19 protein-coding genes are annotated in these 24013 nt (G+C 65.1%); 14 read left to right on the plus strand and 5 right to left on the minus strand.

Annotated elements, in window-relative coordinates; translation table 11 throughout:
* The first annotated feature begins 30 nt into the window (after positions 1 to 30).
* The 6 genes from FJ956_RS29105 to FJ956_RS29130 all read left to right on the plus strand — a co-directional run bounded on the left by FJ956_RS29105 (position 31) and on the right by FJ956_RS29130 (position 6185).
* The gene (locus FJ956_RS29105) at positions 31 to 1422 is read left to right on the plus strand and encodes a hypothetical protein (RefSeq protein WP_140782010.1); all 1392 of its coding nucleotides are present in this window, start codon (positions 31 to 33) and stop codon (positions 1420 to 1422) included.
* Positions 1423 to 1577: 155 nt separating this feature from the next.
* Positions 1578 to 2882, plus strand: coding sequence for an ABC transporter substrate-binding protein (locus FJ956_RS29110; RefSeq protein WP_140684650.1), 1305 nt, complete (start codon positions 1578 to 1580; stop codon positions 2880 to 2882).
* Between the two features lie 16 nt (positions 2883 to 2898).
* On the plus strand, positions 2899 to 3780 hold the full coding sequence (locus tag FJ956_RS29115; RefSeq protein WP_140684649.1) for a branched-chain amino acid ABC transporter permease: 882 nt from the start codon (positions 2899 to 2901) through the stop codon (positions 3778 to 3780).
* Complete coding sequence (locus tag FJ956_RS29120; protein WP_140684648.1) at positions 3777 to 4739, plus strand: branched-chain amino acid ABC transporter permease; 963 nt, start codon at positions 3777 to 3779, stop codon at positions 4737 to 4739. The genes FJ956_RS29115 and FJ956_RS29120 overlap by 4 nt, the downstream gene beginning before the upstream one ends.
* Positions 4736 to 5464: an ABC transporter ATP-binding protein gene (locus FJ956_RS29125; RefSeq protein WP_140684647.1), complete on the plus strand. Its 729-nt coding sequence runs from the start codon at positions 4736 to 4738 to the stop codon at positions 5462 to 5464. Before FJ956_RS29120 ends, FJ956_RS29125 begins: the two co-directional genes overlap by 4 nt.
* The gene (locus FJ956_RS29130) at positions 5457 to 6185 is read left to right on the plus strand and encodes an ABC transporter ATP-binding protein (RefSeq protein WP_140684646.1); all 729 of its coding nucleotides are present in this window, start codon (positions 5457 to 5459) and stop codon (positions 6183 to 6185) included. Before FJ956_RS29125 ends, FJ956_RS29130 begins: the two co-directional genes overlap by 8 nt.
* 243 nt (positions 6186 to 6428) lie before the next feature.
* Here the strand turns inward: FJ956_RS29130 and FJ956_RS29135 are convergent, their stop codons facing one another.
* The gene (locus FJ956_RS29135; RefSeq protein ID WP_140684645.1) at positions 6429 to 7817 is read right to left on the minus strand and encodes a sodium:proton antiporter; all 1389 of its coding nucleotides are present in this window, start codon (positions 7815 to 7817) and stop codon (positions 6429 to 6431) included.
* 268 nt (positions 7818 to 8085) lie between these two features.
* Positions 8086 to 8700, minus strand: coding sequence for a bifunctional nicotinamidase/pyrazinamidase (gene pncA, locus FJ956_RS29140; RefSeq protein WP_140684644.1), 615 nt, complete (start codon positions 8698 to 8700; stop codon positions 8086 to 8088).
* Between the two features lie 302 nt (positions 8701 to 9002).
* On the opposite strand from pncA, the gene FJ956_RS29145 reads away from it, so the two are divergent.
* Genes FJ956_RS29145 through FJ956_RS29170 form a run of 6 tightly spaced genes read left to right on the plus strand, consistent with a single transcriptional unit; the run spans position 9003 to position 16082 of the window.
* A complete protein-coding gene (locus tag FJ956_RS29145; RefSeq protein ID WP_140684643.1) occupies positions 9003 to 9860 on the plus strand; it encodes a xanthine dehydrogenase family protein subunit M in 858 nt (285 codons plus the stop codon).
* Entirely contained in the window at positions 9857 to 12625 is a 2769-nt protein-coding gene (locus FJ956_RS29150) for a molybdopterin-dependent oxidoreductase (RefSeq protein WP_140684642.1), read from the plus strand. The genes FJ956_RS29145 and FJ956_RS29150 overlap by 4 nt, the downstream gene beginning before the upstream one ends.
* Positions 12622 to 14163, plus strand: a complete 1542-nt coding sequence (locus tag FJ956_RS29155; protein ID WP_140684641.1) for a 6-hydroxynicotinate reductase — start codon at positions 12622 to 12624, stop codon at positions 14161 to 14163. The genes FJ956_RS29150 and FJ956_RS29155 overlap by 4 nt, the downstream gene beginning before the upstream one ends.
* Entirely contained in the window at positions 14163 to 15047 is an 885-nt protein-coding gene (locus FJ956_RS29160) for a UPF0280 family protein (RefSeq protein ID WP_140684640.1), read from the plus strand. The genes FJ956_RS29155 and FJ956_RS29160 overlap by 1 nt, the downstream gene beginning before the upstream one ends.
* Positions 15040 to 15624 carry an amino acid synthesis family protein gene (locus tag FJ956_RS29165; RefSeq protein WP_140684639.1) on the plus strand — a complete coding sequence of 195 codons (585 nt, stop codon included), beginning with the start codon at positions 15040 to 15042 and terminating at the stop codon, positions 15622 to 15624. The genes FJ956_RS29160 and FJ956_RS29165 overlap by 8 nt, the downstream gene beginning before the upstream one ends.
* Positions 15621 to 16082, plus strand: coding sequence for a MarR family transcriptional regulator (locus FJ956_RS29170; protein WP_140684651.1), 462 nt, complete (start codon positions 15621 to 15623; stop codon positions 16080 to 16082). The genes FJ956_RS29165 and FJ956_RS29170 overlap by 4 nt, the downstream gene beginning before the upstream one ends.
* A 63-nt stretch (positions 16083 to 16145) precedes the next feature.
* Here the strand turns inward: FJ956_RS29170 and FJ956_RS29175 are convergent, their stop codons facing one another.
* The 3 genes from FJ956_RS29175 to FJ956_RS29185 form a co-directional block, all read right to left on the minus strand.
* The gene (locus FJ956_RS29175) at positions 16146 to 17252 is read right to left on the minus strand and encodes a phosphatase PAP2 family protein (RefSeq protein ID WP_140684638.1); all 1107 of its coding nucleotides are present in this window, start codon (positions 17250 to 17252) and stop codon (positions 16146 to 16148) included.
* A 106-nt stretch (positions 17253 to 17358) separates the two neighbouring features.
* Positions 17359 to 19074, minus strand: coding sequence for a hydantoinase B/oxoprolinase family protein (locus FJ956_RS29180; RefSeq protein WP_140684637.1), 1716 nt, complete (start codon positions 19072 to 19074; stop codon positions 17359 to 17361).
* A 1-nt stretch (position 19075) separates the two neighbouring features.
* Positions 19076 to 21148, minus strand: coding sequence for a hydantoinase/oxoprolinase family protein (locus FJ956_RS29185; RefSeq protein WP_140684636.1), 2073 nt, complete (start codon positions 21146 to 21148; stop codon positions 19076 to 19078).
* Positions 21149 to 21370: 222 nt separating this feature from the next.
* Between FJ956_RS29185 and FJ956_RS29190 the strand changes: the two genes are divergently transcribed.
* Together FJ956_RS29190 and deoC are read left to right on the plus strand one after the other, a co-directional pair.
* On the plus strand, positions 21371 to 22198 hold the full coding sequence (locus FJ956_RS29190) for a ferredoxin--NADP reductase (RefSeq protein ID WP_140684635.1): 828 nt from the start codon (positions 21371 to 21373) through the stop codon (positions 22196 to 22198).
* A 543-nt stretch (positions 22199 to 22741) separates the two neighbouring features.
* The gene (deoC, locus tag FJ956_RS29195) at positions 22742 to 23788 is read left to right on the plus strand and encodes a deoxyribose-phosphate aldolase (RefSeq protein ID WP_140684634.1); all 1047 of its coding nucleotides are present in this window, start codon (positions 22742 to 22744) and stop codon (positions 23786 to 23788) included.
* Positions 23789 to 24013 lie beyond the last annotated feature (225 nt).

A 24013-nucleotide genomic window follows, 5' to 3' on the forward strand; every position in this document is an offset into this window, starting at 1 on the left:
CAACTTTGCAGTCCCGCATGACGACGTCAGATCGGCAGCGCCCTCTACACCTTCACCAGCTGCTCCACCCCCGCCTTCGCCCACGCCTCCGACCGCGGTCACGTCCTTCTCCTCCCAACCGGCTACTATATCGCCGGTGGCGCGCTTGCGGTCGCCGTCAGCTTCCTCGTCCTGGCGCTGCTGCCGCCCGCCGCCCTCGACAATTTCTGGCGCAAGCGTCTGTCTCTCCTCACCTTCGGCGGCCGCTCCCGCACCATCGTCAGCCTGATTTCCTTTGCCGGCTTCGCGCTGCTCATCGCCGCGGGCCTTTTCGGCAGCCGCGACCCGCTTTCCAATCCGCTGCCACTGGTGATCTGGACGCTGCTCTGGGCCGGCTTCGCGCTACTGCAGGGCGTGCTCGGCGATCTCTGGTCATGGCTCAACCCGTGGTACGGGCCTTGGCGCGTCGCCTCTCGCGTCTTCGGCATTCATGCGGGCGACACCAAGCGGTCACGCCTGCCGCCATGGCTCGGCTTCTGGCCGGCCTTCGCGCTGTTCTTTGCCTTCGCTTGGTTCGAGCTGATCGATCCCGCGCCCGACGATCCCGCGCGATTGGCATATGCCGCCGGCACCTATTGGCTGGTCAGCTTCATCGCCATGCTCATCGTCGGTTACGACGGCTGGAGCAAACGGGGCGAATTCCTGACTGTCTTCTTCTCAATGGTCGCCCGCTTCGCACCTTTCGAGCGTGACGAAGGCCGGCTCTCGCTCTGCTGGCCCGGCGCCAAGCTGCTCGCCGCTGAGCCGCTGCCACTGAGCGGCACGGCCTTTCTCCTCCTGGCCCTGTCCTCGGTATCCTTTGACGGCCTGTCGAAAACCTTCTTCTGGCTCGGTCTGTTCGGCGTCAACCCGCTGGAATATCCTGGCCGCACCGCGTTGATCGGCATCGGCAGCTTTGGCCTCGTCCTGACCTTCGTCCTGCTTGCGGCGGCGTTCGCGCTGGCCGTCTTTCTCGGCCAACGCCTCGCCGGCGATGCGCAGTCGTTCGGAAAAGCCGCCGGCCTGCTGGTCTGGTCGATCGTGCCGATCGCGCTTGCCTACCACATCGCGCATTACCTCACCGTGCTCCTGGTCGACGGCCAGTACGCCCTGGTCGCTCTCTCCGATCCCTTCGCGCTCGCCTGGAACCTGTTCGGCACCGCCGACATGATGGTCGAGGCCGGCGTCGTCGCCGGCGCTCAGTCGGCCTGGTGGCTATGGAATCTTCAGGCCGGCGTCATCATCGCAGGCCATGTGCTGGCCGTGCTCGTCGCGCATGGCCTTGCCTGGCGTCTCCGCCCGCAGCCATCGCGGGCCGCGCTCAGTCAGCTTCCGCTCACGCTGTTGATGATCGCCTACACGATCTTCGGCCTGTGGTTGCTTGCCACGCCGACCGCCGGATGACACAAGGGCGCGCTCCGATGCCGTCGGGTAAAGCTCGCTTGCCAGGCCAAAGCTTTGGTGATTTAGTTTGTACACATGCAATTTTCCCATCCTCCAGAACGGGATGGTTTAGCCGCCTTATCGCTGGTCAAGACTGAAAAAACAGGGGAACCGACATGGCCGACAAGAACGGATTTTTCGACCTCTCCAAGACGACGCTGTCGCGCCGCACCGCGCTGAAGGGCATAGCCGCCGGGGCCGGCCTGGCGCTGGCGCCGGGCTTCGTCCGTTACAGCCAGGCGCAGAGTTCGGCGCCGATCAGAATAGGCTTCCAGTCGCACCGCACCGGCATCGGCGCCGCCTATGGCCGCTGGTACGAGAAGACCAGCGCGGCCGCCGTCAAGGCGATCAACGACGCCGGCGGCATAAGCGGCCGCAAGGTCGAGCTGGTCATCGAGGACGACGGCACCGATCCCGCCCGCGGCGCCGAGGTAGTGGCCAAATTCGCCAAGCAGCACAAGACCGACATTGTCTTCGGCACTTTGTTCTCGCATGTCGTGATCGGCTCGGCGCCCGCCGCCGGCGAGAACAAGATCCCCTATTTCGTGGTCAGCGAAGGCCATCACGTCGCCTCCACCAAGCTCAACCGCTACGTCTTCCAGCCCGGCATCACCGACGTGAAGAGCCAGATCCAGTCGATGGCGCCGTGGATCGCCGCCAATGCCGGCAAGAAGGTGACGCAGATCTTCCCCGACTTCGCCTTCGGCTACGACCACCGCGACTACCTGCCGCCGGCCTTGAAGGCGCAGGGCGCCGACGTGATCGCCCAGATCGCCATCCCGCCGACGGAGAGCTCCTTCACGAAATACTTCCCGCAGATCCCGGCCGAAACCGAGGTGATCTACCATGTCATGGTCGGCCCGGCCGTGCTCACCTTCGTCAAGGAGCTCGGCGAGTTCTACGGTTCGCAGCGGCCGCAGCTCTTCGGCTTCATCGATTCGCTCGAAGCCGTCGACATCAACAGTCCCGGCCTCGAATTCCTAGACGGCAGCCATTTCTGGGAGGGCTCGCCGCGCTACGCCCAGGCCGATGACTCGGCCGCGCAGAAAGCCTACCGCGCCGCCGTCGGCATCGACGACAACGGCGCCGCCGTCGGCGACCCCAAGGATGTCTCCACCGCCGCCCACATGTTCGGCTGCTGGGAAACGCTCTATGTCGTCAAGAAGGCGATGGAGGATGCCGGCTACAAGGGGCCGGAAGACCGCGCCAAGCTGGTCGAGGCGACGGAAGCGCTGAAGGAATTCGCCGAGGGGCCTGAGCATCCGCAGGGCCCGAAAACCTTCAACGGCAAGATCCACCAGTGCTTCGGTATCCAGAACATCTCCAAGGTCGAAGGCGGCAAGCTCAAGGTCGTGCACAAGACCAAGATCGAGGATGGCCTCTACGAGCCGGAAGGGGATTACACCACGCAGGCGCTGTGAGCTCGTCTCAGAGCTGATGCACTTCGGCCCCCATCTCCTCCTCGCCGCGCTCGAAGGCCTCGTCACCTCCGCGGTGCTGGCGCTGACGGCGCTTGGCCTGTCGCTGGTGTTCGGCGTCATGCGCGTCGTCAATGTCGCGCATGGCGAGTTCTTCATGCTGGGCGCGGTGCTCGCCTGGGCGGTCTCGACGGCGATCTCCGGCCATCCGGCGATCGGCTTCGTCGCCGCACTCGTGATCGCGCCTTTGCTCGTCGGGCTGGTGGCGCTCGTCGCCGAACGCCTGGTGCTGCGCCGGCTCAACTACAATCCCGAAGGCACCATCGTCGCCACCATCGGCATGCTCTACATCATCCAGCAACTGGCGCTGACCTTCTACGGCCCGGAAGCGCGCCCGGTCGAGCCGCCCTTCAGCTACCGCATCCTTTTGCCGTGGTTCGGCTATTCCGGCTACAAGCTCTCGGTCGTTGCCGTTTCCGCCATTCTGCTCGTGATCACCTGGCTGGTGCTGACGCGAACGAAGATCGGCCTGATCATGCGCGCCACGCAATATGACCGTGAGACGGCGCAGGCCTTCGGCATCCCGGTCGAACGCGTCTATGCCGGCGTTTTCGCCGTCGGCGCCATGCTGGCGGCGATCGCCGCGGTGCTGATCGTGCCGATCAGCCAGGCGCATTACCTGATGGGGCAGGACCCGCTGCTCTTGTCCTTCATCGTCGTCATCATCGGTGGCCTGGGCTCCCTGCGCGGCACCGTCGTCGCCGCCGTCCTGATCGGCCTTTCCGACGGCATCATCTCGATGTTCTTCTCGCCGACCCTGGCCAAGATCATCGCCACGCTGGTCGTCGCCATGGTGCTGGTGTTCCGGCCGCAGGGCCTGTTCGGGACGACGTCCAGATGAGGGATGCTTCGCCGGCAAAGGCCTACGCCCTGCATATCGGCGTCATCGCGCTTCTGTTCGCGCTGAACTTCGTCCTGCCGGACTATCACCAGGGCCTGTTTGCCCGCATCATGGCGCTGGCAGTCTTCGCCATGGGCTACAATCTGCTCTTCGGCTATGTCGGCCTGCTCAGCCTCGGCCACGCCATGTTCTTCTCGGCCGGCCTCTACGGCGCGGGCTTGACCGTCTATCATCTCGGCTGGGGCGTGCCGGAAGCCTTCCTTGCTGGGGTCGCCTGCGGCGCGCTGCTCGCTCTGGTCATTGGCCTGCTGGCGCTGCGCACTTCCGGCGTGGCGTTCATGATCGTCACCATGATGTTCGCGCAGGTCTTCTATCTGCTCATCCTCTATTTCGCCGCCTGGACCGGTGGCGACCAGGGCCTTGTCATCCAGCAGGCATCGCGGGTGATCGCGATCGGCGACGCCTCGCTCGACCTGACCGATCCGACCGTTCGTTACATGAGCGCGCTGGCGCTGTTCGCGGTCGTGCTGCTCATCACCCTTGCCGTCGTTCGCTCCCGCTTCGGCCGCGTGCTGGTCGCCATCCGCGAGAACGAGGAGCGCACAAAGATGCTTGGCTACGACACGGTCGCCAACAAGCTCGCGGCCGTCGTGGCCTCCGGCGCCATCTGCGCGGCGTCGGGCGCCGCCTATGCGCTGCTGTTCGGCTATGTCGGATCGAGCTTCGCCGGCGTGCAGTATTCGATCCTGCCGCTGCTCTGGGTGCTGCTGGGGGGTGCCGCGACCACGCTCGGGCCGCTCATCGGCACGCTGTTCATGTATTACGTCACCGACATCACCAGCGGTTTCACCTCCGCCTATCTCCTGATTGTCGGCGTGGCGCTTATCCTGCTCGTCCTGTTTGCTCCGAGGGGCATTATGGGCAGCATCCGCGAGCGCTGGCTGGGGTGGCTGCCATGATGCCGCTGCTCACCACCAAGGGCCTGTCGCGCAACTTCGGCGGCCTGCGCGCCGTCGACGGCGTCGACTTCGCGCTGATGCCGGGCGAGATCCGCGCCATCATCGGCCCGAACGGCGCCGGCAAGACCACCTTCGTCAGCCTGCTCTCGGGCCGCATCCGGCCATCCTCCGGCACCGTCGTCTTCGACGGCGCCGACATCACCACCATGCCGGCTTACAAGCGGGTTCGTCTCGGCGTCGCCTATACCTTCCAGATCACCAGCGTCTTCGCCAACCTCACCGCCTTCGACAATGTCGCGCTGCCGGTGCAGCGCACGCTGACCGACGGCCGCACGAAGGGGCAGGTCAGGAGCGGCGTCATGGCGGCGCTCGAACGCACCGGCCTCGCCGACCGCGCCGGCACGCCGGCCGGGCAGCTTTCCTATGGCCACCAGCGCCTGCTCGAAGTGGCGATGGGCCTGGCGCTGAAGCCGCGCCTGCTCATCCTCGACGAGCCGACGCAAGGCCTGGCCGACGCCGAGATCGACAATTTCATCACGCTGGTGCGCGAGATCGCCAAGGACGCCACCGTGCTTTTGATCGAGCACAACATGCCGGTGGTCATGCAGCTCGCCGACCGCATCACCGTCTTCAATTCGGGAAAGATCCTCGCCGAAGGCACGCCCGAGCAGATCCGCGCCAACGCCGAGGTGCAGGACGCCTATCTCGGAGCGACCCATGGCTGAGTCCCTCATGGCCGACAAAGGCCTGCTCGCCATTTCCGGCCTCGACTGCTTCTATGGCGAGGTGCAGGTGCTCTACGGCCTCGACCTCGTGCTGAACAAGGGCGAGGTGCTGTGCCTGTTCGGCCGCAACGGCGCCGGCAAGACGACGACGCTGAAGGCGATCATGGGCCTGGTCCCGGCGGCTGCCGGCTCGATCAAGCTGGATGGCAAGGAATTGACCGGGCTCGCCGCGCATGACGTGCCGAAGGCCGGCGTCGCCTATGTGCCGCAGGGCAGGCGATTGTTCGCCGAGATGACGGTGGCGGAAAACATCGAGATCGGCCTGATGGCGCGCGGCAAGGGCAAGCAGACCCGCGAGAGCGTGCTCGATCTCTTCCCGCTGCTCAGGGAACGGCTTAGGCAGCGCTCCGGCACGCTCTCCGGGGGCGAGCAGCAGATGCTGGCGATGGCCCGCGCGCTCTGCCTCGAACCGCAGGTGCTGTTGCTCGATGAGCCGACCGAAGGGCTTATGCCGTCGATGATTGCCAAGATCCGCGAGACGGTGGCGAAGCTGCGCGATCTTGGCGTCTCGACCGTCCTGGTCGAGCAGCGCGTCGACGCCGTGCTGTCGGTCGCCGACCGCGTCTCCTTCATCGAGAACGGCCGCAACCGCGAGACGGTCGACGTCGAGGCGTTGCGCGCCGATCCGTCGTCGGTACGCAGGTATGTGGGGGTAGGCTAGCGTACCCTCCCCCTCGTGGCTGGGCAATTGCATATGGCTTTGGGAGTTCGGACAACCCGGCATGTCTTGGCGTCATCCTCGGGTTTGTCCCGAGGATCTACCGGCCCCTGAACTGGTCGAGCTATATCCGCGTGCGACGGCGGATCCTCGGGACAAACCCGAGGATGACGGCTTTGCGTTGGCCTTCGCCGATAAACCTCATATGCGATCGCCCAGCCCACAAGGGGGAGGTAAGACGCCGTCTCACTCGAAAAACAAAAACCCGGCAATCAAAAACGTCGGGATCAGCACCAGGGCGGACCACATCATATAGCCGAAGAAGCCAGGCATCTTGAAGCCGCGATGCCTGGCGATGGCGAAGACCATGAAGTTCGGCGCATTGCCGATATAGGTATTGGCGCCCATGAACACCGCGCCGGCTGAGATCGCCGCGAGCGTCGAGGCGGCCTCCGTCATCAGGTGCTTGGCATCGCCGCCGGCAAGCTCGAAGAACACCAGATAGGTCGGCGCGTTGTCGAGGAAGGATGACAATGCTCCGGTCAGCCAGAAATAGGCGAGATCGTTCGGTTGGCCGTCGGCGGACGTGACCAGTGCCACCAGCGGCGCCAGCGCGCCGTCATGGCCGGCTCGCAGGATGGCGATGACGGGCACGATGCAGATGAAGATGCCGGCAAAGAGTTTCGCCACCTCGGCGATCGGCCCCCAGGTGAAGCCGTTGGCCTGCCTGTGGCTCTTGTACGAGACTTTCAGGGACAGGAAGGCCAGCGCCAGGATGATGGCGTCGCGCACGAGGTTTTGCAGTTCGAGGCTGACACCGAAAATCGGGATGCTGACGCCCGGCTTCCAGCTCGCCGAAAGCAGGATCGCGCCGATGACGCCGGCGAGCAGCGGCAGGTTGGCCAGGCCGCGCAGGCGCACTTTCGTATCCGGCGTCGGGTCCTTGATCTTCGGCATGCCGCCCTCGCGACGATGCAGCACGATATCGAGCGCCAGGAAGACGATGAGCACCAGGCCACCGGTGAACAGCGTCTCTCGCCACAGATTTGCGGTCGTCCAGAAGAAATCGACGCCGCGCAGGAAGCCGACGAATAGAGGCGGATCGCCGAGCGGCGTCAGCGAGCCGCCAATGTTGGAGACCAGGAAGATGAAGAAGATCACCACATGGGCGTTGAACGGCCGGTTGTCATTGGCGCGCAGCATCGGCCGGATCAGGATCATCGAGGCGCCGGTCGTGCCGATGACCGAGGCAAGCAGCGCGCCGATGAGCAGCAAACCGGCATTGGTGAACGGCGTGCCGTGGATGTTGCCGGCAAGCAGGATGCCGCCCGAGATGGTGTAGAGCGCGAACAGGAGGATGATGAAGGACAGATATTCGGTGAGCAACGTGTGCAGCACCGCTTCGCCTGCAGTAGCAAGCCCGAAGGCGACCGTCAGCGGCACGACCGCCAGCATGGCCCAGGCAGCGGCGATCTTGCCGTAATGATGCTCCCACGCATGTGGGAAGAGCAGCGGCCCCGTGGCGATCGACAAGAGCAGGCCGGCAAAAGGCAATCCCCACCACAGCGACATCGCAGCGCCGGGCAGTTCGTGGAGCTCGGCGGCTAGCGCTTGTGCTGGAAAGAGCAGCGCCATGGCGAGCGCGATGACGGGGGAGAAAAGCCCCCTAGTCCGGCCGCTGCGCGCTTTGCCTTCTCCCCTTGTGGGGTCCAAAGGACGGGGCGAGACCCGTGGCTCGCCCCCGGGCGGTGGATCGGCGCGATAGCGCCGAGACGGATGAGGGGTGTTCCAGCGGAGTGAGACATCGGCGTTCCCTGGAGCACCCCTCATCCGTCGCCTTCGGCGACACCTTCTCCCACAAGGGGAGAAGGGGGAACCCGCATCCCGGCGCCCCACAGTCCCCTCAATCCGCCGAATGATCTTCGAGCGTCACGCCGGCGTCGCGCATGCGCTTCAGCATCGCCTCGACCGAGCCGTTGAGGTCGATGCCGCGACAGGCGTCGAGCCGCACGGTCGTCCTGAAACCCTGCTTCACGGCATCAAGGGCTGAAAAGGCGACGCAGAAGTCGGTGGCGAGGCCGACAAGGGTGATCGTGTCGACGCCGCGTTCCTTGAGGTAGCCGCCAAGGCCGGTCGGCGTCGTGTGGTCGTTCTCGAAGAAGGCCGAATAGCTGTCGATCGCGGTTCGGAACCCCTTGCGGATCACCAGCTCTGCCTTGGTCCAGGCGAGCCCGGAATGGAAATCGGAACCGAGACTGCCCTGGATGCAATGATCCGGCCACAGCGTCTGCGGCCCGTAAGGCATCTCGATCGTCTCGAAAAACTGCTTGCCGGGATGGCTGGAGGCGAAGCTCGAATGGCCGGCGGGGTGCCAGTCCTGCGTCAGGATCACATGCCCGCTGCGCCGGATCAGGTCATTGACCAAAGGCACGATCTCGTCGCCGCCGGCAACCGCCAGCGCGCCGCCGGGACAAAAATCGTTCTGCAGGTCGATGACGATGAGCGCTTCTTCGGCCATGCGGCTCCCTCTCGTTTCGGCCCTCTCGTCTGGCTTGGGGCTCCAGTCCAAAAAGCCGCTGACGCGACCGGACACGGAACCTTGACCAGATGGCCGGCGGCGTCAACCTCCGGCGCCATAACAATCGCGTTCAGGTGTTCGCTGCGCAAACTCCGGCTTTGACAATTCCGGTCGGCCTGATATCATTTGCATACGAATGAATTTGACCGGTCCGGAGATCGGCAAGAAGACCCGAAGCCGGCACTTCGGGAGGCCAGGGGAAGGCCTAAGCTCTGGGAAGGCTCTTTTCGGGAAGGCAAAGCGTGATCCGTTACGCGAAACCCACCACGGTCGACGAGGCGCTCGCTCTGCTCGGCGAGGACCGCTGGCGCATTCTGGCCGGCGGCACGGATTTCTATCCGGCGCAGGGCGCGAAACCTTTCCGCGACAACATCCTCGACATCAACGCTCTCGCCGAACTGCGCGGCATCGCCGAGGCCGACGATCATTGGCGGATCGGCGCCCGCACCACCTGGACCGACATCGTGCGTCACCCGCTCCCCGTGGCGTTCGATGCGCTGAAATCGGCCGCACGCGAGGTCGGTTCCGTCCAGATCCAGAATGTCGCCTCGGTGGCCGGCAATCTCTGCAACGCCTCGCCTGCGGCCGACGGCGTGCCGGGGCTGCTGGCGCTCGATGCCGATGTCGAATTGCGCTCGGCCAAAGCCGTCCGCCATCTGCCGCTTGGTGAATTCATCCTCGGCAATCGCCGCACGGCGCTGCAGCCGGACGAGATGGTCGCCGCCATTCGCGTGCCGAAGCGCTCCGCAATTGGCACCTCCGCCTTCGTCAAGCTCGGCGCCCGGCGCTACCTCGTCATCTCGATCGCCATGGCCGCGGCGCGGCTCGTGGTCGAGGGCGGCGTGATTGCCGATGCGGCGATCGCCGTCGGCTCCTGCTCGGCCGTTGCCCGTCGTCTCGCCGGCGTCGAGGCGGTGTTGCGCGGGCAGCCAGTCACTTCTGCCCTTGCGGACAGGGTGCTGTCCGCGCCGATCGATGAACTGTCGCCGATCGCCGATGTGCGCGGCAGCGCGGAATACCGGCAGGATGCCGCGCGCGAGATCGTAGCCCGAGCGGTGCGCGCCGCAATCGGTCACGGCGAAGGCAAGGTGGCCGCATGAGCATGGCCCAATTCGGTATTGAACGCGCCGACATTGCCTTCGAGGTCAACGGCGCGGCCGTCAGCGTGTCGGTGCCGCCGGTCAGGCGTCTCTCGCAGGTGTTGCGCGACGAGTTGCGGCTGACAGGCACCAAGGTCGGCTGCGATGCCGGCGATTGCGGCGCCTGCACAGTGCTGGTCGACGGCAATCCGGTCTGCGCCTGCTTGATGCCGGCGGCCTCGGTGTCCGGCGCTTCCGTCACCACTGTCGAAGGCCTTGCCAATGGCCGGCTGTCCGCCTTGCAGGCCTCTTTCCTCGAACACGGCGCCGCGCAATGCGGCATCTGCACGCCAGGCCTGTTGGTCGCGGCCACCGCGCTTTTGGAACGCAACCCCACGCCGAGCGAGGCCGAGACGCAGGACGCGCTGGGCGGCGTGCTTTGCCGCTGCACCGGCTACAGGAAGATCGTCGCCGCGGTGATGGGCGCCTCGCGGCATATGAACGGCATCGATCTTCGCCTCCCGGAAGTGGGCCACGCCGTCGGCGCCTCTCCCATCCGCCTCGACGGCGTGCCGAAAGTCACCGGCGACGAAAAATTCGGCGGCGATTCCTTCCCGTCCGACGCACTGGCGGTGCTTGTGGTGCGCTCGCCGCATTATCATGCCCGCTTCAGCTTTGGCGATATCGATGCCTGGACCAAGGCGCACCCCGGCATTGCCAGCGTCTTCACGGCGGCGGACATCCCTGGCCACAACTGTTTCGGCGTCATCGGCCCCTTCGCCGACCAGCCGGCGTTGGCCGAGGGTTTTGCCCGTCTGCGCGGCGAGGCGGTGGCATTGGTGGCGGGCGAGCGCGAGGCAATCCTCGATCTCGACCTGACGGATTTCCCGGTCTCATGGACGGAACTGCCGCATATGCTGCTGCCTGGCGAGGCGAAGGCCGAGGGTGCCGCGCTGATCCACGGCCACCGGCCGGCGAACCTGCTCACCTCCGGCCTGGTCGAACGCGGCGATCCTGAGGGAACGCTGGCTGCTTCCGCTGCCACCGTGTCGGGCACCATCGAAACCTCCTTTGTCGAGCATGCCTATATCGAGCCGGAAGCCGGCTACGCATATATGGACGGCGACACGCTGGTCGTCGTTGCCTGCACCCAGGCGCCCTATATGGACCGCGATGAGACGGCCAAGGTGCTCGGCCTGCCCGTTAAAAAGGTGCGCATCGTTCCGACCGCAACAGGCGGCGGCTTCGGCTCGAAGCTCGATGTCTCGCTGCAACCTCTCATCGGCCTTGTGGCGATGAAGACGGGACGGCCGGCGGCGCTCGTCTACACGCGCAATGAATCGATGATGTCGACCACCAAGCGCCATCCGGCCGAGATGAAGGCGACCATCGGCGCCGATGCCGAAGGCCGCGTCACCGGCATGGTCTTCGAAGGCGATTTCAACACCGGCGCCTATGCCAGCTGGGGGCCGACGGTCGCCAACCGCGTGCCTGTGCATGCCTCCGGCCCATACCTGACACCGAACTACCGGGCGACCGGCTACGCCATCCACACCAACGGCCCGATCGCCGGCGCCTTCCGCGGCTTCGGCGTGCCGCAGGCCACCATCATGCAGGAAACGCTCTATGACGAGCTTGCCGGCAAGCTGGGTATCGATCGGCTCGATTTTCGGCTGAAGAACTGCCTGCGCGACGGCTGCGAGACGGTGACCGGCCAGCGCCTGGAATCGGGCGTCGGCATCGGCGAATGCCTGGAGCAGCTTCAGCCGCACTGGGCGCGCGCGCTGGCGGACGCGGAGGCGTTCAATGCGACCCATACGGCAAGCAAGCGCGGCGTCGGCGTCGCCTCCTGCTGGTATGGCTGCGGCAACACCTCGTTGCCCAATCCTTCGACCATCAAGGTCGGCATCTCGGCCTCCGGCGACGTCATCCTGCACCAGGGCGCCGTCGATATCGGCCAGGGCTCCAACACGGTCATCGCCCAGATCTGCGCCGATGCGCTCGGCCTGCCGCTGGACAGGTTCAGGCTGAAGAGCGCCGATACCGCCATCACGCCCGATGCCGGCAAGACATCGGCCTCGCGCCAGACTTTCGTGACCGGCAAGGCGGCGGAGAAGGCAGGCCGCGCGCTGCGCGAGAAGATCCTGCGCTTCGCCAATGTCTCCGGTCAGGCGACGATCGCGCTCGACGGTGCCAGCATCTCCATCCGGGAGGGCGACGCCGCGCGGCGCATCGACCTTTTGGCGCTCAAGGCCGATGCCGACGGCCTGGTGTTTGTCGCCGAGGAAACCTACGACCCACCGACGCGGCCGCTCGACGCCAAGGGCCAGGGCAAGCCCTACGCGGTCTATGGCTATGGCGCGCAGATCGCCGAGCTGGAGATCGATCTCAAGCTCGGCACGGTGAAGCTGATCAGGATCACCGCCGCGCATGATGTCGGCAAGGCGATCAACCCGGTGCTGGTCGAGGGCCAGATCGAGGGCGGCATCGCGCAGGGCATCGGCATGGCGCTGATGGAGGAATACATCCCCGGCCGCACCGAGAACCTGCACGACTACCTCATCCCGACCATCGGCGACGTGCCGCCCATCGAGCACATATTGGTCGAGGTTCCGGACCCTGAAGGGCCGTTCGGCGCCAAGGGCCTGGGCGAGCATGTGCTGATCCCGACGGCGCCGGCGATCCTCAACGCCATCCGCCATGCCACCGGCGTCCTGGTCACCAAGGTGCCGGCGACGCCGAGCCGCATCCTTGCGGCGATCCGCGAGAAGGAGGCGCGCCGATGAGCGAGCTTGCCGAACGTTTCGAAACCCACGACCCCGGCGAGAAGCAGGTGGCGGAAAAGATCCGCTGCGATGCCTGTCCAGTCATGTGCTACATCGCCGACGGCCGCACCGGCGCCTGCGACCGCTACGGCAATATCGGCGGCCGCATCGTGCGCATGGATCCGCTGACCATCCTCGACCACGCGGCCGAAACCGGCGGCGCGGTCGTGCCGTTCGTCGCCGAGGGCGACGCCTGGAACGGCGAGCTGGTCAACACCGGCCATCGCTTCGTCACCGCGATCGGTGCCGGCACCACCTATCCCGATTACAAGCCGGCGCCCTTCATCGTCAGCCAGGAGGTCGAGGGCGTCGATCTCGTCACCGTCGTCACCGAAGGGATATTCTCCTATTGCGGCGTCAAGGTGAAGATCGACACCGACCGCCATATCGGCGACGAGACGGCGATCGTGCGCTCGGAAGGCGAAGCGATCGGCCATGTCACCACCGGCGAATACGGCTCGCAGATGCTGTCGCTCGGCGGCGTGCATCACCTGACCGGCGGCTCCAAGGCGGAAGGCCGCGCCACCTGCGACGCGCTGCTCAATCTGTGCAACCGCAAGCCGGTTGAGCTCACCATCGACGGCGGTGCGACGGTGATCGTCGAAGCCGGCAAACCGCCTGTCATCGACGGTAAGGTCGAGCACCGCATGCGCGTCGGCTGCGGCTCGGCCACCATCGGCATGTTTGCCACGCAATGGCGCGGGCTGGTCGACGAGGTGGTGGTGGTCGACGATCATATCACCGGCGTCGTCTCCGAGCATCAGGCCGGCAGGGTTCTCGGCTGGGAAGACACCGGGATAAAGATCATCGGCCGCCGCTCGACGCCTGGCCGTTACTTCAAGGTCTCGGAACCCGGCCTTGGCTGGGGCGGAACCACGATCTCCGATCCGCTGTCGATCCTCGGCGACTGGAACGCCAGGAAAGGCGCGCGTCCCGGCCTGTCCATGCTGATGGTGTCGACCACCGGCGAGCAGTTCGCCTATTATGAGCTCGACGATGAGCTGAAGCCGGTCGAAAAGCCGTTTCCGGAACGGCTGCAAAAGTCCGTCGGCCTGATCGAGGACAATTGCGAGCCGGCGCTGTGCACGGTTCTGTTCATCGGCGGCGCCGGCGGCTCGCTGCGCGCCGGCGTCACCGAAAACCCCGTCAATCTCACGCGCTCGGTGCAAGGCCTGAAGACCTATGTGACCGTCGGCGGCGCGCCGGTCTATGTCTGGCCGGGCGGCGGCATCACTCTGATGGTCGACGTCACCCGCGTGCCGGAAGGCGCCTTCGGTTATGTGCCGACGCCGGCGCTGGTGGCGCCGATCGAGTTCACCATGCGCCGCGACGACTATGTCAGGCTCGGCGGTTATGAGAACGAGATACGCGGTGTCGACGACATCCTTGCCAAGGGTGGCGAGTATCTCAATCCGCGCCAAGGCACCGGCGCGCCCGCCGGCAATCCCTGGCCGCCGCTGGCGCAGCTGCGCCGCGCCGTGGCGAATGGTGCCGGCTGATGAACGGCCCGCAGGCGCATTGGCTGGCCGACGGCAAAAGGCTCCATCTCAACCATGGGCCGATCGACCTGATCGTCGAGGCCTTTGGCGATGCAGTTGAATGCCGCGCCGCTTACGAACAGGCAGTCGCCCGCTTTCAGACGATCCTGATAGAGGTGGTCGAAGAGCTGCCCGAATTGCGGCTTCCTGCATTCTTCCTGGCGCCCCGCAGTTTTGCCGGCCCTACGGCGCGCCGCATGGAAGCAGCCGTCACGTCGCTGGCGGAATGCTTCATCACGCCGATGGCCGCCGTCGCGGGTTCGGTAGCCGACGAAATTCTTGGCTCCCTGCTCGCCGGCCGCCGGCTCGACCGCGCTTACGTCAACAATGGCGGCGATTGCGCCCTCCATCTTGGCAGAAGTCGGTCGATGACGGTGGCGATCGCCGGCACCGGCAATGGCATGGCCGACCGTGTCACCATTCGCGCCGAGGACGGCGTGCGCGGCGTTGCCACCAGCGGCTGGCGCGGCCGGTCTTTTTCATTTGGGATCGCCGACGCCGTTACCGTTCTCGCCCCGACCGGCGCCGAGGCAGACGCGGCGGCGACGCTGATTGCCAACGCCGTCGACCTTCCCGGACATCCTGCCATCGCACGCGTTGCGGCGCGCGAGCTGGCGCCGGACAGCGATCTCGGCGAGATGCTGGTGACGCAAAGCGTCGGCGCGCTTGACGCCGCCGAAATTGCGCGCGCGCTGGACAACGGCCTTGCCGTCGCCGAAGATTTTCGCCGGCGCGGCCTGATCGCCGCATCGGCGCTGTTTCTGGCGGGCGAGGCCCGCCTCAGTGGTTCGGTGGCGCTCGCCGCGCCCAACAAACATAAAGCGAAGGAAACTGCCCATGCCTGACTTTCCGATCCGCAAGGTCGCGGTTCTGACCGAGGAGATTTTTCACGATGGCGGTCCCGTGGCGAAAGAACCCCGCCTTCGCGCGGCGGCTCTCGCCGTGGTCAAGAACCCCTTCGCCGGCCGCTATGTCGAGGACCTGCAAGGCGCGATGGAAGATCTGAAGCCGCTCGGGCTTCTGCTCTCCGACAGGCTGATCGCAGCGCTTGGCGGCGACGTGAAGAAGATCGACGGCTACGGCAAGGGCGCCATCGTCGGCTCCGCCGGCGAACTGGAGCACGGCGCGCTGTGGCACGTGCCGGGCGGCTATGCCATGCGCGAGCGACTGGGCGACGCCAAGGCCATCGTGCCGTCGGCAAAGAAGGTCGGCGCCTTCGGGTCAAGGCTCGACGTGCCGCTCGGCCATATCAACGCCGCCTATGTGCGCAGCCATTTCGACGCCATGGAAGTGGGCATCGGCGACGGCCCGCGTCCCGACGAGATCCTGTTCTGCCTCGCCATGACCTGCGGTCCCCGCGTCCACAACCGCATGGGTGGCCTGGCGGCGCAGGACATCAAGGCATGGGACGGCTTGAGATGAGCGGCGAGGACAATCTGCTGCGGCTGGTCGAGGCCGAAGACGGCGACGAGAACAACTACCATCTGCAGGATCAGGTCGGCTTCATCCTGCGCAAGGCGCATCAGCGCCACGTCGCGCTCTTCGCCTCGCATATCGGCGACCTGACGCCGCCGCAATTCGCCGCCCTGGCCAAGCTTCACGATATCGGCGAAACCTCGCAGAACCAGCTCGGCACGCTGATCGCCATGGATGCCGCCACCGTGAAGGGCGTCATCGACCGGCTGAAGGCGCGTGGGCTGGTCGAGGTTTCCAAGCACGAGGTCGACAAAAGGCGGCTGCTGGTCAATCTGACGCCGCAAGGTCGCGAGGCGATCGAGCGGCTGATCCCGCTGGCCCGCGCGATCACCGAGGAAACGCTCGCGCCGCTCACCGCCAAGGAGGCCGCGACTTTCCTGCGGCTGCTGGCGAAGCTCGCTTAGAGCTTGATCCCGAAAAGTGGGACCCGGTTTTCGGAAAACATCATGCTCCGACAAAGAGTTAGGTCAGGATGCGGTTTCGGCAACAGGCTTTGAGGACAATGCCCTCGTCGTCACCCTCTTGCCGTCGGTGATGCTTGCGGTGCACCGCCAGATCACGGTGACGACCAGCATCGAGACGTAACCGTCGAGCACGTAGTGCCAGCCGGTATAGACGGAGCCGAACAGGATGAAGATCGCGAATGCCCAGCCTGCGGCCCCGAGCCAACGGTTGAGACGCCCGAGGTAGAAGGCGTTCAGCGTGGCGATCGCCACATGGACGCTGGGCATAGCGGAGATCCCGGAACCAAGCGCCGGCTGGTCGGCCTTGTAGACGGTCAGGAGATAGTCGGAATAAGAAAGCACATGCTCGTTGGGGGGCCGCTGCTTCAACACTTCCAGGAGGCCGGCATAGCGATCGCCGCCTAGGAACTCATCATAAAAGATCGGGCCGACGGAAGAAAACAGCGTCGCCATGAGTGTTCCGGCCACCACAATGACGAGGGCCATCCCAGTGAGATACCGCAGATGCACCGGCTGATTGGCGAACAGCGAGGCAAAAAACACCAGGCCGAACCACTCGAGAAACCACATTTTGGCATAGGTCACCGCCACGGCCATCGACAAAATGTCGGAATCGAATGCGTGAGCGATTCGCCATGGCGCCTGGCCGTGCAGCAGTTCGCCTAAATCGGCCAGGGCTTCGTCGCAGAAAAAGGGGACGATGTCGGGGATGTTCACCTTGTAGGTCGTGAACGCGGAAAGCATCAGGACGAACGTGGTCACCACTATCGCCGTCCGCACCCCGTTGGTGCGGATCGCCGTCACGATGAGAGTGACCGGCGCCTTTGGCGAGACGATCATCGCCGCCGGGATCATCACGCTCAGAAAGGCGAGCGGCCCAAAGACGAAAAGCCGGTGCAGATACATTTCCCCCATTGCAAAATATGCCGACGGCCAGATCAGCGCCGCTACGGAAATATAGACCAGGCAAAGCGCAAGCAGTTTCTGCGCAACATTGCCCAGTCGCGGGTGACCTGCCAGCCGACCGTGCTGCCACAGCGCCCGGTTGGGCGAACTTGCATCCTCAAGTAAATCGCCGGATAGCTCCACGACCGTCCCCCGAAACGTCATCGAGGGTTTCTATCTATAGTTGTTGACTTAATATCTTCTTATCCGATTGGCTCGCGTTTGAAGTGCCAAAGAGATAATTATTTTAGCCGCATATAATATGTTGATACTATAGCTGGGAAGCGGCCGGCGGCGGAGAAACAACTATGCCGAACATCTCCCCGACCTGCTCGGCCGTATAGTAGCCAAGCCTGACATCCTCCGCGACCTGCTTCGGGTCGCGCTCGCGCGGATCGCCATAGCCGCCGCCGCCCGGCGTGCCGACGCGCACGCGGTCGCCGGCCTTGAGCGCTATGTCCTGCTCCTTGGAAAGATGCGCCGGCACATGCGCCTCGCCGTTCCGGAACACGGTCACGCTGTTCGGCGCGCCATCCCTGCCGCCGAGCGCGCCCTGCGGCCCGAAGCGGCCATGGTCCATGACGAAGGACGCACGCGCCTCGCCGCGCAATATCTCGACCTCATAGGCAAGCCCGAAGCCGCCGCGATGTTTTCCCGCGCCGCCGGAGCCTTCGCGCAGCGCATAATGCCGGTAGAGCACCGGAAAGGCCTGCTCCATGATCTCGACCGGCGGCGACTTCGAAATGCCGATGGTGGAGCAGCCATTGCTCAAGCCGTCATGGCCGGCATTGCCGCCATAGCCGCCGCCCGAGATCTGGTACATGACATAGTCGCGCCCGCGCGCCGGATCGTTGCCGCCGAGCGCGAAATTGCCGCTGGAGCCGGCGGGCGCCGCCGTCACCTTTTCCGGCAGCGCCTTCACCATGGCCGCGAACACGGCTTCCGCGATGCGCTGCGAGACCTCCGCCGCGCAGCCCGAAACCGGCCTCGGGTACTTGGCGTCGAGGAACGTGCCTTCTGGGCGCCTCACGTTCAGCGGCTCGAAGGCGCCGGCGCTGATCGGCACTTCCGGGAAGATATGGCGCATGGCGAGATAGACCGACGACAAGGTCGTCGCCAGCACGCTGTTCATCGGTCCGGCGCAGGGTTTTGAGGAGCCGGCAAAGTCGAAGGTCAGCGTGTCGCCCTGCTTCTCGACGGCGAGATTGATGGTCAGCGGCTCGTTCACCACCCCGTCGGAATCGACGAAGGCCTGCGAGCGGTAGACGCCGTCGGGGATCACGGCGATCGAGGCACGCATCTGCTCGGCGGCGCGGCGGCGCAGTTCGGCAATGGCCTCGACGACGGTTTCGTCTCCGTAACGATCGAGGATTTCGTTGAGCCTGTCTTGCCCGATCAGCAGCGCGGCGGCTTGCGCACGGATGTCGCCGATGCGCTGGTCGGCGACGCGGATGTTCGAGCAGATGATGGCGTAGATCTCGGGATCGAGGGCGCCCTTCTTGAACAGTTTGACCGGCGGCAACCGCAAGCCTTCCTGCTCGACCGCGGTGGCCGAGGCCGAGAAGCCGCCCGGCACCGAGCCGCCGATATCCGGCCAATGACCGGTATTGGAAAGCCAGCAAAAGATTTTTCCACCCCGATAGACCGGCATGACGAAGCGCACATCCATCAGATGCGTGCCGCCGAGATAGGGGTCATTGACGATGTAGATGTCGCCCGGCTCCGGCGCCAGGCAGCGCCCGTCGGCGATCATTTCGATCACCGTCTTGGTCGAATACTGCATGACGCCGACGAACACCGGCAGGCCCTGGCTGCCTTGCGCGATCAGCGAGCCGTCGACCGCCGAATAGATGCCGTCGGAGCGGTCGTTGGCTTCCGCGATGACCGGCGAGAAGGCCGCGCGCGAGAAGGTCAGGTCCATCTCGTCGCAGACCTGCTGCAGAGCAGCCTGCAGCACCGAAAGCGTGATCGTGTCGAGCCTTGCCATCTTAGGCCTCTGCGATGTCGATGATGATGTTGCCGTCCGCGTCCGAGCGCGCCCGGTCGCCGGGCTCGAGCACGGTCGTGGCGTCCATCTGTTCGAGAATCGCCGGCCCCTCGATCACGGCGTCGAGCGGCAGCTTTTCGCGCGCATAGACCGGCGTGTCGTACCAGCGCCCGTCGTACCAGACCGGCCGGATTTCGCGCCGCGCCTCCTCGAGCGTCGCCGCGCGGCCTGCCGGGTCGATCAGCTTCGACAGGTCGATCTGCGACCGCACGCCGGTGACCGAGGTGTTGAGGTTGACGAGGTTGGCGCGGATTTCCGGCAGCTCGACCTTGAAGCGCGCGAAATAGGCTTTTTCGAACAGAAGCTGCAGCGTTTCTCGTGAAACCGACGAGGAGGGCAGCGGCACGTTGATGATGTGCGTCTGGCCGACGAACTGCATGTCGGCGGAATGCGTGACGCGGATCGCGTCCGGCTTCACCGCTTCCTTGGCGATCAGCGCCTCGCCTTCGTTACGGTGCCGTTCCAACACCTCGCGAAGCTTCGCTTCGTCGAGCAGCGTCACCGGCTGATTGATCGTGTTGACGAAGTCGTGGCGCAGGTCGGCGACGACGCAGCCGAGCGCATTGGTGATGCCGGGGCGCGCCGGCACCAGCACCCTGGGCAGGCCGAGCTCGCGGGCGAGCGCCGTCGCATGCAGCGGCCCGGCGCCGCCGAAGGCGAACAGCGCGAAATCGCGCGGGTCGTGGCCGCGCGACACCGACACCATGCGGATGGCGCCCGCCATCTTCATGTTGCCGAGCCTCAAGATGGCGCCGGCGGCTTCGACGCCGGAAAGGCCCGTTCGCTTGCCGATCTTGTCCTCGAAGGTCGAGGTCACGCGCTCGACGGTGACCGGATTGTCGACGGCCAGCAGCTTCTTCGGCGCCAGGCGGCCGAGCACCAGATTGGCGTCGGTGATGGTCGGCTCCGTGCCGCCGCGCCCGTAGCAGATCGGGCCTGGATTGGCGCCGGCGCTTTCCGGGCCGATCTGGATCAGCCCGGCCGCGTCGACGCGCGCGATCGAGCCGCCGCCGGCGCCCACCGTATGCACTGCCACCATCGGCACATGAATCGGCATCGCATATTCGATCTCGATCTCGTTGGAGACGGCGGGCTCGGCATTGCGGATCAGCGCCACGTCGGTCGAGGTGCCGCCCATGTCGTAGGTGACGAGGTTGCCGAAGCCGGCGCGTTTTCCCGTATAAGCGGCGGCGATCACCCCGGAGGCCGGGCCGGACATCACGGTCTTGGCCGATTCCAGCGTGACGAAACGGGCCGAGATCATGCCGCCATTGCCGTTCATGATCAGGAAGTCGCGGGCGTAGCCCTTCGCGGCAAGTTCCTTGCGCAGCCGCTCGACATAACGTTCCAGGATCGGCTGCACCGAGGCGTTGACGGCCGCGGTGACGCCGCGTTCGAACTCGCGTGCTTCCGAGAGCAGCGCATGTCCGGTGGTGATGTGGCCGTTCGGCCAAAGTTCCGCCGCGATCTCGGCGGCGCGCCGCTCATGCGACGGGTTGGCGTAGGAATGCAGGAAGTGGATGACCAGCGACTCGCAGCCGGCTTCGAGCAGCTTCTTCACCGCATCGCGCATCTCGGCTTCGTCGAGTTGAACGCGCACGGTGCCCGACGCCTCGACCCGCTCCGACACTTCGAGCCGAAGGTCGCGGGGAATGACCGGCACGAAAGTTCCCGTCATGCCATAAGCCTGCGGCCTTGTTCGGCGGCCAAGTTCGATCACGTCGCGAAAGCCGCGCGTGGTGATCATGCCGGTCCGCGCCAGCCGGCGCTCCAGCACGGCGTTGGTGGTGGTCGTCGTGCCATGCACGATGAGGTCGATGCCGTCGATCGGAAAACCGGTGGCGCCAAGTGCTGCGACCACGCCGAAGGCCTGGTTCTCCACCGTGGTCGGCGTCTTGGCGATATGGACCTTGCCGCCAGCCTTGCCGTCGATCAAGAGCAGATCGGTGAAGGTCCCGCCGACATCGATGCCGGCAACGACGCTTCCAGCCGGCGCCGAAAATTTCTCACTCATTGCCGAAACCCGAAATGCCAGAACTACGGATATGCCTTGGTTTGGAAAGGCGTTTTACGCTGCCATCTTGACCTGAAGATCATTTGTATACTAATAAATTCCCGACACAAGAGCTTACCGCTTGGCAGTGTGTGAGGGGCACGCCGGAACCTGACCGTTCGGGCGCGCAGGAAAAAGTTTGGCGCCCAGTGCGTTCCATCTGGGCCGGAAAGTTGGGTTGGAATGAACACGACATCCGCGTTGAACGTCGCAGGCTCGAAGCCGCTGCAGTTCCCGATCCCGGCCAATGTCTACGCCGAGACCGTCGTGTCGGTGAAGCATTACACCAACCGGCTGTTCTCCTTCCGCATCACCCGCCCGCAGTCGCTGCGTTTCCGCTCCGGCGAATTCGTCATGATCGGCCTGCCCAATGCCGAGAAGCCGATCTTCCGCGCCTATTCGGTCGCCAGCCCCGCCTGGGATGACGAGCTCGAATTCTTCTCGATCAAGGTGCCGGACGGTCCGCTGACCTCCGAACTGCAGAAGATCCAGGTCGGCGACACCGTCATCATGCGCCAGAAGTCGACCGGCACGCTGGTGCTCGACGCGCTGACGCCCGCCAAGCGCGTGGTCATGATCTCGACCGGCACCGGCATCGCGCCCTTTGCCAGCCTGCTGCGCGACCCCGATACCTACGAGAAGTTCGACGAGGTCATCCTCACCCACACCTGCCGCGACAATGCCGAGCTTACCTACGGCCAGGAACTGGTGGCCGGGCTCGAAAGCGACCCGCTGATCGGCGAGCTGACCGGCGGCCGCGTCACGCTCTACAATTCGACGACGCGGGAAGAGTCGGCGCGCATGGGCCGCATCACCGCGCTGATCGGCTCGGGCAAGTTCTATTCCGACCTCGGCATCGACAAGCTCAATCCCGAGACCGACCGCATCATGATCTGCGGCTCGATGCACATGCTGAAGGACGTCAAGGAACTCGCCGAGAGCCTCGGCTTCCAGGAAGGCTCGCTCAGCCACCCGGCAAGCTTCGTCGTCGAGCGCGCCTTCGTCGGCTGAGGTATATCGCGGTCCGCCAGCTCTGTTGGAGGCGTCTGAGATTAGCGACGACATTCGCGCTTCGTCATTCTAGGGCGGAGCAAGGAGCGGAGCGACGCGCGCAGACCCTAGAGCCGGATGATTTCAGGTCGAATCGACCTGAAATCTGAATCCGTCTCTAAATCAAAGGAGTAGAGCATGATGTCGTCCGAAAACCGCTTCACACTTTTCGGCATCATGCTCTAGAATCCATGCCGTTACGCTAAGGCGTTGCGGCGGTTACAGAATTCTGCACCGTTGCACTCTGCGGCAGAGGTCACGGCATGGATACTCGGGTCAAGCCCGAGTATGACGAAGGGATGGGCGTTGCGGCCAATCTCCAACGCCGGGAGCGCCTACCCAGCATGATGTTTTGACCATACGGTCAAAAATCTGCTGCCTGAGCGGCCTTTTTGCGCTATGACCCTTTGAAAGACTCGTGAAGCATCGCTTCACGGGCTATCTTCGTTCGTGCCACCCACGAAGGCATAAAAGCGCAAAGGCGCTGAAATGAAAGGGCAGGAGATGAGCACGATCCGCGAGGCCGGCGCTGGCGCGTCCAAGGTGATGCCGCTGCCGGCGCGCGCCGCCGCCAACACGCCGCTGCCGCTGGAACACGGCATTGCCCGCAATCCCGGCATGAAGCTCGATCTCGGTTTCCTGGAATCGGTGCGCAGCGTCAACCGCTCGGCGCTGGAGCGCCGCGTCGCGACGTTGACCAAGCGGCGCTCGATCAAGGCCGACAACCAGGCGGCCTGGCTGCTGCGGGCCATCGCCTGCATGGACCTCACCACGCTGAACTCCAACGACACCGACGAGCGCGTGCGCCGGCTCTGTGCCAAGGCGATCAACCCGCTACGCCGCGATATCGTCGAGGGTCTCGGCATATCGAGCGAAACCATCCGCCCGGCGGCGGTCTGCGTCTACCATCCCTTTGTCGCCACCGCGGTCGACGCCGTGCGCGGCACCGGCATCCATGTCGCCGCTGTCTCGACCGCTTTCCCGCACGGCCTTGCGCCGCTCTCGACACGCCTGCAGGAGATCGAGGCCTCGGTGAAGGACGGTGCCGACGAGATCGACGTCGTCATCCCGCGCGGCCTGGTCTACGGCGCCAAATGGCGTGAGCTGTTCAACGAGATCGTCGCCATGCGCGCCGCCTGCGGCGAAGCCCACCTCAAGGTCATCCTCGGCACCGGCGACCTCGCCACTTTGCGCAATGTCATGCTCGCCTCCATGGTGGCGATGATGGCGGGGGCGGACTTCATCAAGACGTCGACCGGCAAGGAAAGCGTCAACGCCACGCTCCCCGTCGGCCTTGCCATGGTGCGCGCCATCCGCGCCTATTTCGAGGAGACCGGCTACCTGATCGGCTTCAAGCCGGCCGGCGGCATCTCCACCGCCAAGGTCTCGCTGGACTGGCTGGTGCTGATGAAGGAAGAGCTCGGCCGGCCGTGGCTCGAGCCGGACCTGTTCCGCTTCGGCGCCTCAAGCCTGCTCACCGACATCGAACGCCAGCTCGAGCATCATCTGACCGGCCATTACTCGGCCAACCATCGCCACGCGATGGCTTAAGCACGAGTGAAGGCCTTGAACGCCGAGTCCCTTCGCGCCCCCCTCTGTCCTGCCGGACATCTCCCCCACAAGGGGGGAGATCAGCTTGCGCCTTTGTCCGCTCCAGTCCTGCAACGCTGGCGATTGGCGAAATCGCCGATGACGGCCAATCTCCCCACTGTATGGACTGGGGACATCGCGAACAGGTGTGCGAAGACATCGCGAACAGTTTCGTGCGTTTTGCGC

The organism is Mesorhizobium sp. B2-4-3 (assembly GCF_006442815.1).
In the GTDB taxonomy this organism is placed as follows: domain Bacteria; phylum Pseudomonadota; class Alphaproteobacteria; order Rhizobiales; family Rhizobiaceae; genus Mesorhizobium.

Excerpts from the sequence above, each read along its gene's own strand:
- FJ956_RS29170 (WP_140684651.1), top strand. The coding sequence starts at position 15,621 with ATGAGCGGCGAGGACAATCTGCTGCGGCTGGTCGAGGCCGAAGACGGC.
- FJ956_RS29135 (WP_140684645.1), bottom strand. The coding sequence starts at position 7,817 with ATGGCGCTGCTCTTTCCAGCACAAGCGCTAGCCGCCGAGCTCCACGAA.
- deoC (WP_140684634.1), top strand. The coding sequence starts at position 22,742 with ATGAGCACGATCCGCGAGGCCGGCGCTGGCGCGTCCAAGGTGATGCCG.
- pncA (WP_140684644.1), bottom strand. The coding sequence starts at position 8,700 with ATGGCCGAAGAAGCGCTCATCGTCATCGACCTGCAGAACGATTTTTGT.
- FJ956_RS29155 (WP_140684641.1), top strand. The coding sequence starts at position 12,622 with ATGAGCGAGCTTGCCGAACGTTTCGAAACCCACGACCCCGGCGAGAAG.
- FJ956_RS29165 (WP_140684639.1), top strand. The coding sequence starts at position 15,040 with ATGCCTGACTTTCCGATCCGCAAGGTCGCGGTTCTGACCGAGGAGATT.
- FJ956_RS29130 (WP_140684646.1), top strand. The coding sequence starts at position 5,457 with ATGGCTGAGTCCCTCATGGCCGACAAAGGCCTGCTCGCCATTTCCGGC.
- FJ956_RS29120 (WP_140684648.1), top strand. The coding sequence starts at position 3,777 with ATGAGGGATGCTTCGCCGGCAAAGGCCTACGCCCTGCATATCGGCGTC.
- FJ956_RS29160 (WP_140684640.1), top strand. The coding sequence starts at position 14,163 with ATGAACGGCCCGCAGGCGCATTGGCTGGCCGACGGCAAAAGGCTCCAT.
- FJ956_RS29110 (WP_140684650.1), top strand. The coding sequence starts at position 1,578 with ATGGCCGACAAGAACGGATTTTTCGACCTCTCCAAGACGACGCTGTCG.
- FJ956_RS29115 (WP_140684649.1), top strand. The coding sequence starts at position 2,899 with ATGCACTTCGGCCCCCATCTCCTCCTCGCCGCGCTCGAAGGCCTCGTC.
- FJ956_RS29180 (WP_140684637.1), bottom strand. The coding sequence starts at position 19,074 with ATGGCAAGGCTCGACACGATCACGCTTTCGGTGCTGCAGGCTGCTCTG.
- FJ956_RS29190 (WP_140684635.1), top strand. The coding sequence starts at position 21,371 with ATGAACACGACATCCGCGTTGAACGTCGCAGGCTCGAAGCCGCTGCAG.
- FJ956_RS29175 (WP_140684638.1), bottom strand. The coding sequence starts at position 17,252 with ATGACGTTTCGGGGGACGGTCGTGGAGCTATCCGGCGATTTACTTGAG.
- FJ956_RS29150 (WP_140684642.1), top strand. The coding sequence starts at position 9,857 with ATGAGCATGGCCCAATTCGGTATTGAACGCGCCGACATTGCCTTCGAG.
- FJ956_RS29185 (WP_140684636.1), bottom strand. The coding sequence starts at position 21,148 with ATGAGTGAGAAATTTTCGGCGCCGGCTGGAAGCGTCGTTGCCGGCATC.
- FJ956_RS29125 (WP_140684647.1), top strand. The coding sequence starts at position 4,736 with ATGATGCCGCTGCTCACCACCAAGGGCCTGTCGCGCAACTTCGGCGGC.